Source organism: Streptomyces sp. NPDC102274 (assembly GCF_044766385.1).
Classification (GTDB): Bacteria; Actinomycetota; Actinomycetes; order Streptomycetales; family Streptomycetaceae; genus Streptomyces.
Window position 1 is genome coordinate 182,128 of record NZ_JBIWLW010000007.1, and the last position, 13,865, is coordinate 195,992.

The window sequence follows — 13,865 nt, forward strand, 5'->3', positions numbered from 1 at the left end:
GATGGCCCGTCGTCCGGTTCGCCTTCTACGGTCCTCCCATGCGCTCCCGCTCCCGTACCGTGTGGCAGGCCCTGGCCCGGCCGGACTTCCCGCTCTCGCCCTGGCCGTGGCGCGCGGCGGCGTATCTGCTCAGCGGCGTACCGGCCGGGGCCGCCGTGCTGGTGGTGGCGGTGGCCGTCATCGCCGTCGGCGGGGTGCTCTCCCTCGTACTGGTCGGGCTGCCGCTCCTTGTCGTCTCGGCGCTCGGCGGGCTGCCGGTGGCCCGGTTCGAGCGGTTCAGGACGCGGCTGATCGATGAGCGGCCCGCCGCCGATCCGCACCGGCGCCCTGCCGAACCGGGGCTGTGGCCCTGGCTGCGGACCCGCTTCCAGGAGCGGTCGACCTGGCGGGAACTGGGGTACGCGGCGCTCTTCGCGCTGGTGCTCTGGCCGCTCGACGCGATCGCCGTCACGCTCTGTCTGCTGCTGCCGCTCGCCATGGTCGCCACACCGGTCCTGCTGGCCACCGTGGGGGAGGGGGAGGAGGTGAAGGTCGTCAGGGTGTGGACGGTCACCTCCTGGCCCATGGCGTGCGCGTTCGCCGTGCTCGGACTGCTCTTCCTCGCGGTCTGCTGCTACGCGCTCGGCGTGCTGGCCGGCGCGCGCGCCGAACTGACCCGGATCCTGATCGCGCCCCGGGAGACCGCGCTGGGCCGGCGGGTGACCGAACTGAGCCGCTCCCGGGTGCGGTTGGTGGACGCCTTCGAGGCGGAGCGCCGCCGGATCGAACGGGATCTGCACGACGGCGCCCAGCAGCGACTGGTCGCGCTGACCATGACGCTCGGCCTGGCCCGGCTCGACGCCTCGCCGGGACCGGTCGCCGACCGTATCGACGCGGCGCACCGGGAGGCCGGCGAGGCGCTGGCGGAGCTGCGCGAACTGATCCGGGGCATCCACCCCAAGGTCCTCACCGACTACGGACTCGCGGCGGCCGTCGCGGATGTGGCGGACCGCTCGGCGCTGCCGGTGGACGTACGAATAGAAACGGTGGGGCGGTTCTCCGACGCGGTGGAGGCCACCGCGTACTTCGTGGTGTGCGAGGCGCTGGCGAACGCGGGGAGGCACAGCGGGGCGAGCCGCGTCACCGTCTCCGGCCGGTACGGCGACGGGCGGCTGGTGCTGGAGGTGGCGGACGACGGCGACGGCGGCGCCCGCGCGGACGCGGGAAGCGGGCTGATCGGACTGGCCGACCGCGTCTCCGTACTGGACGGCAGGCTCTCGCTGTCCAGCCCGGCCGGAGGCCCGACCGTTCTGCGGGTCGAGATGCCCTGCGTGCCCAGGGGAGTTGACGAGTAGGTCGCGCGTCCCGGCGGCCGGACACAGATCGGTCAACTGGGGACGGATGCGTCAACTGGACGCCGCCCGAAGGGAGTTCGGCGCCCGAGGGGTTTGCCGACGCCGGGATTTGGGGGACCATTCCCGCGTCGGTCATCGCGCGTAGACCCATGCGACAGCCGCGCCGCTCACTCTATGGACGCTCCGTGCCCACCCGGTGCGGAGCGCCTGTCCCCCCATGTCCCCCCATACCTCGCCCGGAGGATCACCGTCATGCGTCGTCGTCTGGCACTTCCGCTCGCCTCAGCCGTACTCGCCCTCGCCGCCTCCCTGGTGACGGCCTCTCAGGCCGCCGCGGCCCCGGCCGACAAGCCGCAGGTCCTCAGCGGCTGGACCCAGGAGTCCGCCGCCAGCTACAACTCCTGGGTCTCGGCCCGGGGGAACCAGGGCGCGTGGTCGGCCTATGGCTTCGACTGGTCCACGGACTACTGCTCGTCCTCGCCGGACAACCCCTTCGGCTTCCCGTTCCAGACCGCCTGCGCCCGCCATGACTTCGGGTACCGCAACTACAAGGCGGCCGGTCAGTTCGCGGCGAACAAGGCGCGGCTGGACTCCGCGTTCTACGCGGACCTGAAGCGGGTGTGCTCGCAGTACTCCGGCGCCACGAAGACGTCCTGCGACGGTCTGGCGTGGACGTACTACCACGCGGTCGACATCTTCGGTGTGAGCCCGATGGTGGACGGTTCGAGGTCTGTGGCCTGAGGATCTTGAAAGGGGCAAGGCCCCTCGCGGAACTCAGGTTCCAGCGGTCGTTGCAACACCCAGCTTCACCCTGGGCACCGCACCGCCTACGACACCGGGGGGAAGAAGCAGGTGGCCATCGCCGAGATCGCGTTCTTCGGCCCCTCGCAGGGCGGCGATTCACAAAGCCCTGAAACCGTCAGCCGCCCGTCGTCCGCGCGGTACCAGGCCCGAGCCCGGTACCGCGCGGACGTATGTGTCGCCCGGGACGTCGTCCGTCACCTCGTCGAGTGGTTCCCCGACTTTCTGAAAGCCGGCGCCGGAGTCGGACTGCCGAAAGGCCCATCGGTGGACGACGACCCGGTGGCCGCCTGGACGGCGCACCGCGACGGGGTGCAGGCCCTCCTCGACGATCCGGCCACCGCGCACGCTCTGCTGACGAACCCGCATATCGGAGAGATCCCACTGGACCGGGCGGTCGACCGGTTCCACACCACCGATGTCTTCATGCACACCTGGGACCTGGCGCGGGCCACCGGTCAGGACGAACACCTCGATCCCGCCAAATGCGCCCAGTTGCTCGACGGGATGCTGCCGCTCGACGACGTGCTCCGGGCGAGCGGGCAGTACGGACCGCGGGTCGAGGTGCCGGAGAGCGCCGACGTCCGGACTCGCCTGCTCGCCTTCATCGGCCGCGAGCCCTGACGAGCCGGAAGGCACCGCGCGTGCCCTGGCGGAGCACACGATCCGGATCGTGTGCTCCGCCACCGCCCGTATCAGGGGGTGTACAGCGACTGCACCCTGGTCACCTGCCCGTTCGCGTCGAAACTGAGGTCGAAGCCCAGCGCCGGCCGGGCCGACGGCGACTCGGCCATCAACCGCCCGACGAACTCGTCCGGGGAGTAGGGCTGGGGCCGGGAGTCGTCCCCCAGGGGGACCGACAGCAGTATCCGGCTGTCCGCGGTCATGAGTACGGTGGCGTAGGGCCCCTGGCCGGGCGTGATGTCCCATGCCTCGATCGGACCGGTGGCGGCCTCCTTCCGGGCGGCTCGTACCGACAGGTAGGTCCGTCCCTTGCTGAGCCACGCACTGCGGATCTGCACGAACTGCTTGCTGCCGGCCCAGCGCGCCGCGCCGGCCGGCGCCGCCGTGCTGCTGGGAGCGGATGTGCTCCCCCGCGCCGTGCTCACCTGTGCCGTGCTGCCCGCCGACGCGGTGGCCGGGCTCGTCACGGGGGCCCGGCTGGACGGCGGGGCGGAGGCCGACGCCGATGCCGACGCCGATGCGGGCGCCGACGCAGAGGCGGAGGCAGACGCGGGCGCCGACACGGAGGCCGAGGCGGACGCCGGAGCGGAGACGGAGGAGTTCGGCTGCCCGCCGTCACCGTCGCCGGAACAGGCGGTGAGGGAAAGGGCGGTGAGGACGAGAGCAGGAGCCGCGGCGGCGGCCCTGCGGCGAGAGATGAACATGGTCAGCGTCCCGTCGGATCGGGTGCGGTCGAGGTACACGACCTCTACGCGCCACCCCGCCCTGTGGGTTACACCTCGAATGTCATGAACCCGTAACAGCTCACCGTGGACTACCCGGCCTCCCGCAGGGACACCACGCGCCCCTCGCCGTCATAGTCGATCTCGAACATCCACCGCGGACCGCCGGCCAGCCGGTCCACCAACTGGCCCAGTTGAATGTCCGCGGGACGCCCCCCGGAGAGCCGGCGCGCTTCGACCGGAGTCGCGCGCGGCAGCGTCAGCGTGTGCACGACGCCGGTGGGCGTCTCGGTGCCCCGGACCGCGCGGAGCTGCCGGACGGTGACGCGTACGGTGTCGCCCTGGGCCACCGCACCGTAGACATGGCCCAGTTCGCTGGCGTACTCCTCGCCCGGGGCGGGCGACGGTCGTACGAAGGGAGAAGGGGCCGGCACCGGGGTGACCGCGGGCGGCTCCGGTACCCCGGCGGACAGGGCCAGCGACAGTCCGCCCACCAAGAGCGTGGCGGCCAGCAACGCACCGCCGGACGCCAGGGCTGTCCGCCTGCGGCGCAGCCGCTGCTCGCCGCGGGCCCGCACCCGGTACGCGGCGGTCGGCACGGCCTGGCGCCGGCCCGACTCGGCGAGTTCGGCGAGGTTCCGCCCCAGCTCGGTCTCGTCAGCCATGCTTCGCCTCCGGCAGCCGGTCCGTTCGGGGATCCAGGTCCGTATCGGCCAGCAGACGTGCGAGTGCCGCCCGCCCGCGACTCAGGTGCGCCTTGACCGTACCGACCGGACAGCCCGTCTCGGCGGCCACCTGTTCCACCGACAGATCACACAGATGATGCAGGACCACGGCCCGTCGTTGCGCTTCGGGAATCCGCCGCAGCGCCTCGACCAGCAGCACATGGTGCGGTTCCGGCGGCGGCACGGCGGGGGCGGGGCCCTGCCTCCGGGCGAGGGCCAGCGCGCTCCGTACCCGCCTCCACCGGCTGACCGCCAGCCGCCAGGCGACCGTGCGCACCCATGCCTCGGGCGCGCCGTCCAGGTCCAGCTCGGCCCGGCGTTCCCAGGCGCGGGCGAAGGCTTCCTGCACCACGTCCTGTGACTCCGCCAGGTCGCCGGTCATCGCGTACAGCTGGCCGATGAGGCGGCCGACGCTCGCGGTGTAGAAGGCGTCGAACTCACGCTCGTCCGCATCGCGCCCCGGTGGATTCCCTGGCAGTCCCATACCTTTTCCTGGACCGTGCGCCGGTGGGTACCGGCCACCACAGCGACCTGGCGTCGCATGTGCGATCACCAACGCTGAAGGGCGCTCCCGGAAACCGAGAACGCCCAAGTCAGCGACATGATCGCGAGTGCGCCGCCAGGGACTCGAACCCCGGACCCGCTGATTAAGAGTCAGCTGCTCTAACCAACTGAGCTAGCGGCGCCTGCTGACTCGAAAATAATACCCGGTGGTCCGGGGTGCTCGGGACCACCGGCGGGACACCCTCCGGCCCTAGATCGTCAGCGAGAGGGCCAGCGGCGCCGCCCTGCGGTTCAGGGTCTCCGCCGCCATCCGCAGCCGGTGGGCGTGCTCGACCGGGAGCGACAGCGCCAGACAGCCCACCGTGGAGCCCGCCGTCAGCGGGACCGCGGCGCAGACGGTCCCCAGCGCGTATTCCTGGAGATCGAGCACCGGCACCGTCGGCGCCTGGCTGTCCAGCCGGGAGAACAGCAGCCGCTCGCTGGTGATCGTCCGGGAGGTGAACCGGGCGATCTTGTGGCGGTCCAGATGGTCCCGGCGGCCGTCCCCGTCCAGCTGGGTCAGCAGACACTTGCCGATCGCGCTGGCGTGGGCCGTGGCGCGGAAGTCCACGTACTCATTGACGGCGGGCGTCAGCGGGCCGTCGGCGACCTGGGTGACCTTGATCTCACCGTCGATGTAGCGGCTGAGGTAGACGGCCGCCCCGACCGAGTCGCGCAGCTCGTCCAGCGCGCTCCGCAGCCTGTCCTCCAGGGCCTGCTGCCGGGCCGTGCCGGAGCCGAGCAGCGCCAGCGACTCGCCGATCACATACGCGCCGTCCGTGACCTGCTCCACGTATCCCTCGCGCCGCAGCATGGAGAGCAGGGGAGCCAGATGACCGGCCGGCAGCCCGCTCTCCCGGGCTATCCGGGCCTCGGTCACCCCGCCGCCGTACTTGGACACGGTCTCCAGGACGCGCAGCACGTACCGCACCGAATGGAACGGGGCGGTCGGCTCCGGCTTCAGCACCACGGTTCCCCCAGCAGGTCGTGACCGCAAGCTCGCACACCACGATAGCCGTCAAGGGCCTTTGCCGGGGCGGCGGTTGCTCACAAGGAGTGGACGGGTCGGCGCCCTGGGCTGGGACGTATCGCTCTGGCATATGCCAGAGGAATACTTGCCCAGGGAGATGTGAGGTCAGAGCACCGCGCCGAGGAACTCGCGCGTACGTTCGTGCTCCGGCTCGGAGAAGATCTTCTCCGGCGGCCCCGATTCGATGACCTTGCCGGCGTCGAACATCAGGACGTCGTCGGAGATGTCCCTGGCGAAGTTCATCTCGTGGGTCACACAGAGCATCGTGATGTCCGTGGTGCGGGCGATGTCCCGGAGCACATCGAGTACGCCCGCGACCAGCTCGGGGTCGAGGGCCGAGGTGACCTCGTCGAGCAGCAGGATCTTCGGGCGCATCGCGAGCGCGCGGGCGATCGCCACCCGCTGCTGCTGGCCGCCCGAGAGCTGGGTCGGCTTCGCCTCGCAGCGGTCGCCGAGGCCGACCAGATCGAGCAGCTCACGGCCGCGCTCCTCCGCCTCGTCCTTGCTCAGCCCCAGCACCTTGACCGGGGCCTCGGTGACATTGCGCAGCACGTTCATGTTGGGGAAGAGATTGAACTGCTGGAAGACCATGCCGATGTTCTTGCGTACTTCACGGACATGCTTGTTGTCGGCGGGGAAAAGTCTGTCGCCATTGATGGTGATGACGCCTTCGTCCGGTTTCACCAGGGTCATCAGCAGCCGCAGGATCGTCGTCTTCCCGGAGCCGGACGGGCCGATCAGGGTCACATGCTTTCCGGGCCGCACGGAGAAACAGAGATTGTCCAGCACGGTGTTCTTGCCGAACCGCTTGGTGACATTGTCGAAACGGATCAGCTCGCCCGCCCGACCGGTGGTGTCGGGATCGGTGATTTCGGGGGTGGTGTCAGCGGACAAGACGACGCTCCAGGGCTCGCATGAGAAGAGAAGCCGGGTAGGCGATGAGAATGAAGGCGACACCGACCACGGTCAGCGGTTCGGTGTACTGGAAGGTGGTCGCGCTCTCCAGCCGGGACTGCTGGAGCATTTCCAGCACGCTGATTCCGGCGAGCAGGGGCGTGTCCTTCAGCATCGAGATGACGTAATTGCCCAGCGCGGGCACGATCCGCCGGATCGCCTGCGGCAGGATCACCACCAGCCACGTACGGCCGACGGGCAGGCTGAGCGCGGTGGCCGCCTCCCACTGCCCGGCCGGCACCGCGTCGATACCGGCCCGGTAGACCTGCGCGGTGTAGGTCGAATAGTGCAGACCGATCGCGATCGTGCCGGTGGTCAGCCCGGAGAACTGCACGCCCCACTCGGGCAGGACGAAGAAGAAGAAAAACAGCTGAACGAGCAGCGGGGTGTTTCTGATGAACTCGGTGATGACATTGACCGGCCACCGGACGAAACGTGTCGGCGCCCGGAATCCGATCGCCCAGACCAGACCGAGCGTGAAGGAGAGCAGTGAGCCGAGCACCAGCACCTGAAGGGTGAGGAGCAGGCCGTCCCAGAAACGTGGCATGAAGTCCGCGACGGCGGACCAGTCCCAATTGTTCATCGGGTACCTCCCGGTGTCGCCGTGATGCCGATTCCGGCCTTGGTTTTGCGCTCAAGCGCCCGCATTCCACGGGCGAGGACGAACGCGAGCACGAAATAGATCACCAGCGTCACCGAGTAGATCTGCGCGCTCTCCTGGGTGGCCAGCCGCACCAGATAGGCGGCGAACGACACATCGGCGACGCCGAGCAGGGAGACCAGCGCGGTGCCCTTCAGCAACTCGATCAGGAGGTTGCTGAACGGCGGGATCATCTCCGGGATCGCCTGGGGCAGCAGGATCAGCCGCATGCGCTGCCAGGGGGAGAAGTTCAGGGCGATGCCGGCCTCGCGCTGCGCGGGTGCCACGGAGTTCAGGGCGCCGCGTACGACCTCGGCGCCGTACGCCCCGTACGACAGCCCCAGCGCCAGCACGGCGGCCCACATCGGCACCAGGGCCCAGCCGAACAGGCTCGGCATGACGAAGAACAGCCAGAACATCAGCACCAGCGCCGAGGTGCCGCGGAAGATCTCGGTGTAGAGGCCCGCGAGGAAGCGGACGAAGCGCGAGCTGTGCGTACGGGCCGTACCGACGGCGAAGGCCACGACGGCGGCGAGCGCGGCGCTGTACAGGGTGAGCTGAATCGTGATCCAGATACCGGGCAGCACCCAGTGGGTCCAGAGGCCGGCTGTCATGCGCACAGCTCCTCTGCGGTCAGGGTGGTCATCTCCGCTTCCGTGAAGCCGAACGGCTTGAGGATGCGGAACAGCTCACCGCTCTTCTTCATTTTGTGGATCTCGACATTGAAGGCGTCCCGGAGTTCGGAATCGGTGGGGCGGAAGGCGAATCCGCCGCCGTCGATCTTCTTCTCGCCGTCCACGATCGGCGCGAACGGCTTCGTGGTCTCGGCCTTGCTGCTCTTCTTCACCACGTCGCGGCCGGTGAGGGCGGTACCGGCGAATACGTCGACCCGGCCGGACTCGACCGCGTTCAGCCCCGCGACGGGGTCCTGGAGGATGACGAGCTCCTTCTCCGGGACTCCGGCGGATATCGCGTAGTCGATTTCCGCGTAGCCGGTGCCGGTGGCGATCTTCGCCTTGGTCCGCACCACGTCCTGATACGAGTGCAGCCCTTTGGGGTTGCCCTTGCGCACGATGAACGAGTCGAGCATCTGGTACTCGGGATCGGCGAAGATGACCTGCGCGCAGCGCTCCTTGTTGATGTACATCCCGGCCGAGACGACATCGAACTGCTGCGAGTTGAGGCCGGGAATCAGCGAGGAGAAATCGGTGGCCACGGGCTGCACGGCGCCGATACCGAGCCGCTTGAAGATCACCTTCGCCAGCTCCACCGCCTCACCGGTGAAATCGCCCTGGTCGTCGATGAATCCGTACGGTGCCTCGCCCGCGATACCGAGCCGGACCGTGCGCTGCGATTTCAGCCGGGCGAGCGTGTCACCGGACGGAATCCTGCTGCAACCCGCGGCGCCGAGTGCCCCCGCGGCGCCAAACGCCGCCGTGCCCAGCAGAAGGGACCGGCGGCCCAGGGGCCGCGGCCCCGGCGATCGGAAGCCTTTGTGCCGTTTTGCGGTTCTTTCCTTGTCGTGCTCTGGTGGTGAAGCCATGGGCGCGCGGCTACCCGACTCCATACGGGTTATGCACATCGATTTGAGCCGATCTTGAGACCGTCCCGCGCCCGGTCGGGTGCCCTTGACTCGGTGGATCAGATGAGGACCATGAGGACATGGCCGACCGATTTGTGACTGTGTCGCTCGACAAGCGCGGGGTGCGCTGCACCGCGAAACTCCTGGACGACCGGGCTCCGGTCACCTGCGCGGCGGTGTGGGAGGCGCTGCCGCTGGGCTCGGACGTGTATCACGCCAAGTACGCGCGCAATGAGATCTACGCGCTGTTTCCGGCCTTCGCCGCCGAGGAACCACCACTGGAGAATCCGACCGTGACCCCCATCCCCGGGGATCTGTGCTACTTCACCTTCTCCGACACGGAGCTGGGCACGTCGTCGTACGGCTACGACGAGAAGGCGGTGCGCGGCCGGCGCACCGTCGTGGACCTGGCCCTCTTCTACGAGCGCAACAATCTCCTGATCAACGGGGACATGGGCTGGATCCCCGGCATCGTCTGGGGAACGGTGGTGGACGGCCTCGACCGGATGGCCGAGGCCTGTCAGGACCTGTGGCGCGCGGGCGCCGTCGGCGAGACGCTCAGCTTCCGGCGCGAGTAGGCACCGGCGCGGGAAGGCCGGTCGCCGCGCCCGACTCGTACAGCGCGTGCGCGGCGCGCAGCACCAGCGCGTCCGCGTGCCGGGCGGCGACCAGCTGCACGCCGATCGGCAGCCCGTCCCCGTCCACCCCGCACGGCACGCTCGCGGCGGGCTGCTGCGTCAGATTGAACGGGTACGTGAACGGCGTCCACCCCGTCCAGCGCCGCTGGCCCGAGCCCCGCGGCGTCTCCCGGCCCGCCTCGAACGCGGTGATCGGCAGCGTCGGCGTGACCAGCAGGTCGTACGACTCGTGGAACCGGCCGAACCGCCGGCCCAGCTCCATCCGCGCGTCGACCGCGGCCAGATAGTCCAGCGCGCTGTAGCGCTCACCGGCCGCGACGATCTCCCGCAGCCCCGGATCGAGCAGCTCGCGCTGCTCCGCGCCGAACGGCTGCACCAGCCGGGCCGCGCCGCTGAACCACAGGGTGTGGAAGGCCTCCACCGGATCCGTGATGTCCGGATCGGCCTCCTCGATATACGCCCCCAGCTCGGCGAGCCGGCCCACCGCGCGCCGTACGGCCGAGGCCACCTCCGGGCGCACCGCGACCTGATTGCCGAAGGTGGCGGAGTAGGCGATCCGCAGCCCCTTGACGCCGCTCGCGCCCGCCGAGCCCCCCACGCTCCCCGCGCCCGCAGAGCCCTCCATCAGCGCGGCGGAGAGGCTCGGCGCCGGGGCGAGCTGTGACCAGTCCCGCCAGTCGGAGCCGCTGATCACATCCATCAGCAGCGCGGCGTCCGCCACGTCCCGGGTCATCGGCCCGGCGTGCGCGAGCGTGCCGAACGGGCTGGACGGATAGAGCGGCACCCGGCCGTACGTCGGCTTGAACCCGAAGATCCCGCAGAAGGAGGCCGGGATACGGACCGAGCCGCCGCCGTCCGTACCGATGGAGAGCGGGCCCGCGCCCAGCGCCACGGCCGCCGCGCTGCCGCCGCTGGACCCGCCCGACGTCCGGGACGGATCGTACGGATTGCGGGTCACGCCGTTCAGCGGGGAGTCGGTGACGCCCTTCCAGCCGAACTCCGGCGTGGTGGTCTTGCCGACGAGGACCGCGCCGTGTGCCCGCAGCCGTGCCACCGCCGGCGCGTCCTCGTCCCAGGCGCCCTCGGCCCGTACGGTCCGGGAGCCGCGCAGGGTGGGGCTGCCGCGCTGGAGGAAGATGTCCTTCACCGAGACCGGCACCCCGTCGAGCAGCCCCCGCGGCTCCCTCCCGCGCCAGCGGGCGGTGGACGCCTCCGCCTGCGCGAGCGCGGCCTCGGCGTCCACCCGTACGAAGGCGTTGACCAGCGGCTGCACCACCTCGATCCGGTCCAGTACGGCGCGGGTCGCGTCGAGCGGCGAGAAGTCGCCCCTCTCGTAGCCGGCCAGGAGCTGCCGCGCGGTGAGGTCGGTGAGGCGCGTGGGGTAGCTCGTGTCATCAGTCATGCATGGGGACGTACCCACGTTTCTTGTCCACCACGTTCGGCAGGGGCTTTCCGGCTGCCCAAAGTTCATAAAGATCCACGAACTGTTCGCCCAGCCGGTCGCGCCAGCCGACCGTGTCCCCGCTCATGTGCGGGGAGATGATCAGGCCGGGGACGTCCCAGAGCCTGCTGCGCGCGTCCAGCGGTTCCTGTGTGAAGACATCGAGCGCCGCGCCCGCGATCCACCGCTTGGACACCGCCGCGACGAGATCGTCCTCCACCACGAGCTGACCGCGCCCCACGTTGATGAACCGGGCGGAGGGCTGCATCAGGCCGAAGAGCCGTTCGTCGAACATCCCGCGTGTCGCGTCCGTGAGAGGGGCCGCGGAGATCACCCAGTCGGCCCGGATCAGCAGCCGGTCCAGCTGGTCGGCGGCGTGCACGCCGGGGCGCGCCGTACGGCCGGTGACGGCCACCGTCACGCCCAGCGCCCGCAGCGTCCCGGCCACGGCCCGGCCGATCGGGCCCGCGCCGATCACGACCGCCCGGCTGCCCGCGACCTGAAGGCCCTCGCGGTGGCGCCAGCGACGCCGGCGCTGGAGCTCCAGCGTGCCGGGGAGATCCTTCGCCATGGCGAGCACCAGCCCGGCCACATACTCGGCGATCGGCGCCTCGAAGATGCCCCGGGCATTGGTCACGACCGTGTCGGAGGCGACCAGCTCGGAGCAGAGCAGCTGGTCCACCCCGGCGCTCGCGGTGTGCACCCAGCCGGGCCGCGGCCCCTCGCCCGGCCAGGCGTCCCGTACCGCGTCGGAGGTGAAGTCCCAGACCAGCAGGGCGTCCGCGTGCGGGAGTTCGGCCGCGAGGCCGGCTTCGTCGACGGAGCGGATCCGCGCCTTTCCGGTGAGCCGGCCCAGCCGTGGCGGAGGGTCCGCCTCCAGAACGAGGAGGGTGGGTGCTGGCATGAGGAGGAGCCCTTCTGCCGGGGCCGGACCGTCGGCGGGGCCGCCGTCCGCCGGGCGGGAATCCGCCGTCTACCAGGCGGAAGTCTGCCGATGATCGGGCCGGGCGGATTCCCTCGGGATTTCCCTCGGGAAAATTCCGTGCAACGTCTGAGATGGGCGGATTGACCACGCTCGCATCTGGCTCCTACCGTCGTCAACAAGAGCCTGATAAGGGAGCGTGCAATGGAAGTCTCCTTTCTGGGGGGTCCCGAGCCGCAGCGTGGTGTCGGCGTGGTCGCTCCCTTTGATTTCGCACTCGACCGTGAACTGTGGCGGTGGGTGCCCGACGATATTTCCCTGCGCGTGACGCGTACGCCGTACGTGCCGGTCGAGGTCTCCCTCGACCTGGCCCGGCTGGTCAGCGAGCACGAGACGCTGGGCGAGGCGGTCAGGGCGCTCGGCGCCTCGGAGCCCGAGGTCATCGCCTATGCCTGCACCTCCGGCAGTTTCGTCGGCGGCGCGGCCGGCGAGCGTGCCATGTGCGAGGCGATGAACCGCGCGGGTGAGGTGCCCTCGCTCACCACCTCCGGAGCTCTCGCCGAGGCGCTGGAGGAGCTGGGCGCCGGCCGTATCGCGCTGGTCACGCCCTATACGGAGTCGGTCACCCAATCGCTGGAGGACTATCTGGGCGAGGTCGGGGTAACTGTGACGGGTCGCGCTTTTCTGGGACTGACCCGGCACATCTGGAAGGTGCCGTACCGCTCGGTCGTGGACATGGCGCGGCAGGCCGTCGTAGGGGCGGCCGACGCGCTCTTCATCAGCTGTACGAATCTGCCGACGTACGACGCGATTCCACAGCTGGAGGCGGAGCTGCGGATGCCCGTCCTGTCCGCCAACCAGGTGACGATGTGGGCGGCTCTGCGCAGGCTCGGCGCACAGGCCGTCGGTCCGTACCAGGCGCTGCTGCTCGATCGGCCGTCGACGCACGCGGTGCCGGCCATGCCGCCGGTGGAGCCACTGCCGCCGATCGCGCCCGTCTCACCGGCCGCACCGATCGGGCCGGTCGGCCCGGTCGGGGTAGCCCCGCCGGGGCAGGCCGCCCTGCCGGCGGAGCCGCTGCCGGAAGATACGGAAGGATGGACATGACCACCGTCGGACTCCTCTACCCCGGGCATTCGGCCGAGGACGACTATCCCCGCATCGAAATGATGTTCGGCAGCGACATCCGGCTGCCCGTCGTCCATACCGATATCGGCGAGGATGCCCACCGCGTCGACGCGCTGCTCCGGATGGGGGCGGACGAACGGCTTGCCGAGGGGGTGGGGGAGCTGCGCCTCGCCGGTGCCGAGTCCGTGGTCTGGGCCTGTACCAGCGGCAGCTTCGTCTACGGGTGGGAGGGCGCCCACAAGCAGACGCGCGCCCTGGCCGCCGCCGCGGGGCTGCCGGCGTCGAGCACCTCGTTCGCCTTCGCCCACGCCGTACACGCGCTGGGCGCCAAACGGGTCGCCGTGGCCGCCACCTATCCGGCGGATGTCACCGCGTACTTCGCCGCTTTCCTCAAGGCGGCGAAGATCGAGGTCGTCTCGGACCGGGCCTCCGGCATCATCACGGCGGCCGAGGTCGGCAGCTGGGAGCGGGACCAGGTCCTCGAACTGGCCCGCGCGGGCGACCATCCGGACGCGGAGATCGTCCTTATCCCGGACACGGCCCTGCACACGATCGCGTATCTGCCGGAGCTGGAGGAGACCCTCGGCAAGCCCGTCCTCACCGCGAACCAGGTGACGGTCTGGGAGGGGCTGCGGCTCGCGGGGCGCAGGGCGTGGGGGCACCGGCTGGGGAAGCTGTTCGAAGGCCGGGAGTACGAGGCCGAGGTCCGGCGCTGACAGCG

General features: G+C 70.3%; 17 protein-coding genes and 1 tRNA gene. 7 read left to right on the forward strand and 11 right to left on the reverse strand.

Annotated features, from left to right (window positions below):
• Positions 1-38: 38 nt before the first annotated feature.
• The 3 genes from ACIRQP_RS12560 to ACIRQP_RS12570 all read left to right on the forward strand — a co-directional run bounded on the left by ACIRQP_RS12560 (position 39) and on the right by ACIRQP_RS12570 (position 2,759).
• Positions 39-1,334: a sensor histidine kinase gene (locus ACIRQP_RS12560; RefSeq protein ID WP_403887581.1), complete on the forward strand. Its 1,296-nt coding sequence runs from the start codon at positions 39-41 to the stop codon at positions 1,332-1,334.
• A 252-nt stretch (positions 1,335-1,586) separates the two neighbouring features.
• The gene (locus tag ACIRQP_RS12565; protein ID WP_403887583.1) at positions 1,587-2,075 is read left to right on the forward strand and encodes a phospholipase; all 489 of its coding nucleotides are present in this window, start codon (positions 1,587-1,589) and stop codon (positions 2,073-2,075) included.
• 111 nt (positions 2,076-2,186) lie between these two features.
• Positions 2,187-2,759: a TIGR03086 family protein gene (locus ACIRQP_RS12570; RefSeq protein ID WP_403887586.1), complete on the forward strand. Its 573-nt coding sequence runs from the start codon at positions 2,187-2,189 to the stop codon at positions 2,757-2,759.
• A gap of 71 nt (positions 2,760-2,830) precedes the next feature.
• Here the strand turns inward: ACIRQP_RS12570 and ACIRQP_RS12575 are convergent, their stop codons facing one another.
• Entirely contained in the window at positions 2,831-3,157 is a 327-nt protein-coding gene (locus ACIRQP_RS12575; RefSeq protein WP_403887589.1) for a hypothetical protein, read from the reverse strand.
• Between the two features lie 7 nt (positions 3,158-3,164).
• Here ACIRQP_RS12575 and ACIRQP_RS12580 point away from each other — a divergent pair, with 7 nt between their 5' ends.
• On the forward strand, positions 3,165-3,611 hold the full coding sequence (locus tag ACIRQP_RS12580; RefSeq protein WP_403887591.1) for a hypothetical protein: 447 nt from the start codon (positions 3,165-3,167) through the stop codon (positions 3,609-3,611).
• 22 nt (positions 3,612-3,633) lie between these two features.
• Here the strand turns inward: ACIRQP_RS12580 and ACIRQP_RS12585 are convergent, their stop codons facing one another.
• The 8 genes from ACIRQP_RS12585 to ehuB form a co-directional block, all read right to left on the reverse strand.
• Positions 3,634-4,206 carry a hypothetical protein gene (locus tag ACIRQP_RS12585; protein ID WP_403887594.1) on the reverse strand — a complete coding sequence of 191 codons (573 nt, stop codon included), beginning with the start codon at positions 4,204-4,206 and terminating at the stop codon, positions 3,634-3,636.
• Positions 4,199-4,750 (reverse strand): SigE family RNA polymerase sigma factor, encoded by a 552-nt coding sequence (locus ACIRQP_RS12590; protein WP_403887596.1) that lies wholly within the window; start codon positions 4,748-4,750, stop codon positions 4,199-4,201. Before ACIRQP_RS12590 ends, ACIRQP_RS12585 begins: the two co-directional genes overlap by 8 nt.
• A gap of 128 nt (positions 4,751-4,878) precedes the next feature.
• Positions 4,879-4,952, reverse strand: a tRNA-Lys gene (locus tag ACIRQP_RS12595).
• Between the two features lie 68 nt (positions 4,953-5,020).
• Positions 5,021-5,779 carry an IclR family transcriptional regulator gene (locus ACIRQP_RS12600; RefSeq protein ID WP_403887599.1) on the reverse strand — a complete coding sequence of 253 codons (759 nt, stop codon included), beginning with the start codon at positions 5,777-5,779 and terminating at the stop codon, positions 5,021-5,023.
• 165 nt (positions 5,780-5,944) lie between these two features.
• On the reverse strand, positions 5,945-6,733 hold the full coding sequence (ehuA, locus tag ACIRQP_RS12605) for an ectoine/hydroxyectoine ABC transporter ATP-binding protein EhuA (protein WP_403887602.1): 789 nt from the start codon (positions 6,731-6,733) through the stop codon (positions 5,945-5,947).
• Positions 6,723-7,376 (reverse strand): ectoine/hydroxyectoine ABC transporter permease subunit EhuD, encoded by a 654-nt coding sequence (ehuD, locus tag ACIRQP_RS12610; RefSeq protein ID WP_403887605.1) that lies wholly within the window; start codon positions 7,374-7,376, stop codon positions 6,723-6,725. The genes ehuA and ehuD overlap by 11 nt, the downstream gene beginning before the upstream one ends.
• Entirely contained in the window at positions 7,373-8,047 is a 675-nt protein-coding gene (gene ehuC, locus ACIRQP_RS12615) for an ectoine/hydroxyectoine ABC transporter permease subunit EhuC (protein WP_403887608.1), read from the reverse strand. Before ehuC ends, ehuD begins: the two co-directional genes overlap by 4 nt.
• Positions 8,044-8,976: an ectoine/hydroxyectoine ABC transporter substrate-binding protein EhuB gene (ehuB, locus tag ACIRQP_RS12620; RefSeq protein ID WP_403887611.1), complete on the reverse strand. Its 933-nt coding sequence runs from the start codon at positions 8,974-8,976 to the stop codon at positions 8,044-8,046. Before ehuB ends, ehuC begins: the two co-directional genes overlap by 4 nt.
• Before the next feature lie 119 nt (positions 8,977-9,095).
• On the opposite strand from ehuB, the gene ACIRQP_RS12625 reads away from it, so the two are divergent.
• Complete coding sequence (locus tag ACIRQP_RS12625) at positions 9,096-9,593, forward strand: DUF3830 family protein (RefSeq protein WP_403887614.1); 498 nt, start codon at positions 9,096-9,098, stop codon at positions 9,591-9,593.
• On the opposite strand, the gene ACIRQP_RS12630 is transcribed toward ACIRQP_RS12625, so the two are convergent.
• Together ACIRQP_RS12630 and ACIRQP_RS12635 are read right to left on the reverse strand one after the other, a co-directional pair.
• On the reverse strand, positions 9,574-11,055 hold the full coding sequence (locus ACIRQP_RS12630) for an amidase (protein ID WP_403887617.1): 1,482 nt from the start codon (positions 11,053-11,055) through the stop codon (positions 9,574-9,576). The two genes, ACIRQP_RS12625 and ACIRQP_RS12630, sit on opposite strands and share 20 nt — an antisense overlap.
• Positions 11,048-11,998, reverse strand: a complete 951-nt coding sequence (locus ACIRQP_RS12635; protein WP_403887620.1) for a D-2-hydroxyacid dehydrogenase — start codon at positions 11,996-11,998, stop codon at positions 11,048-11,050. The genes ACIRQP_RS12630 and ACIRQP_RS12635 overlap by 8 nt, the downstream gene beginning before the upstream one ends.
• A gap of 222 nt (positions 11,999-12,220) precedes the next feature.
• Between ACIRQP_RS12635 and ACIRQP_RS12640 the strand changes: the two genes are divergently transcribed.
• Both ACIRQP_RS12640 and ACIRQP_RS12645 read left to right on the forward strand, forming a co-directional pair.
• Positions 12,221-13,123, forward strand: a complete 903-nt coding sequence (locus ACIRQP_RS12640) for a decarboxylase (RefSeq protein WP_403887623.1) — start codon at positions 12,221-12,223, stop codon at positions 13,121-13,123.
• On the forward strand, positions 13,120-13,860 hold the full coding sequence (locus tag ACIRQP_RS12645; protein WP_403887626.1) for a decarboxylase: 741 nt from the start codon (positions 13,120-13,122) through the stop codon (positions 13,858-13,860). Before ACIRQP_RS12640 ends, ACIRQP_RS12645 begins: the two co-directional genes overlap by 4 nt.
• Positions 13,861-13,865: the final 5 nt, after the last annotated feature.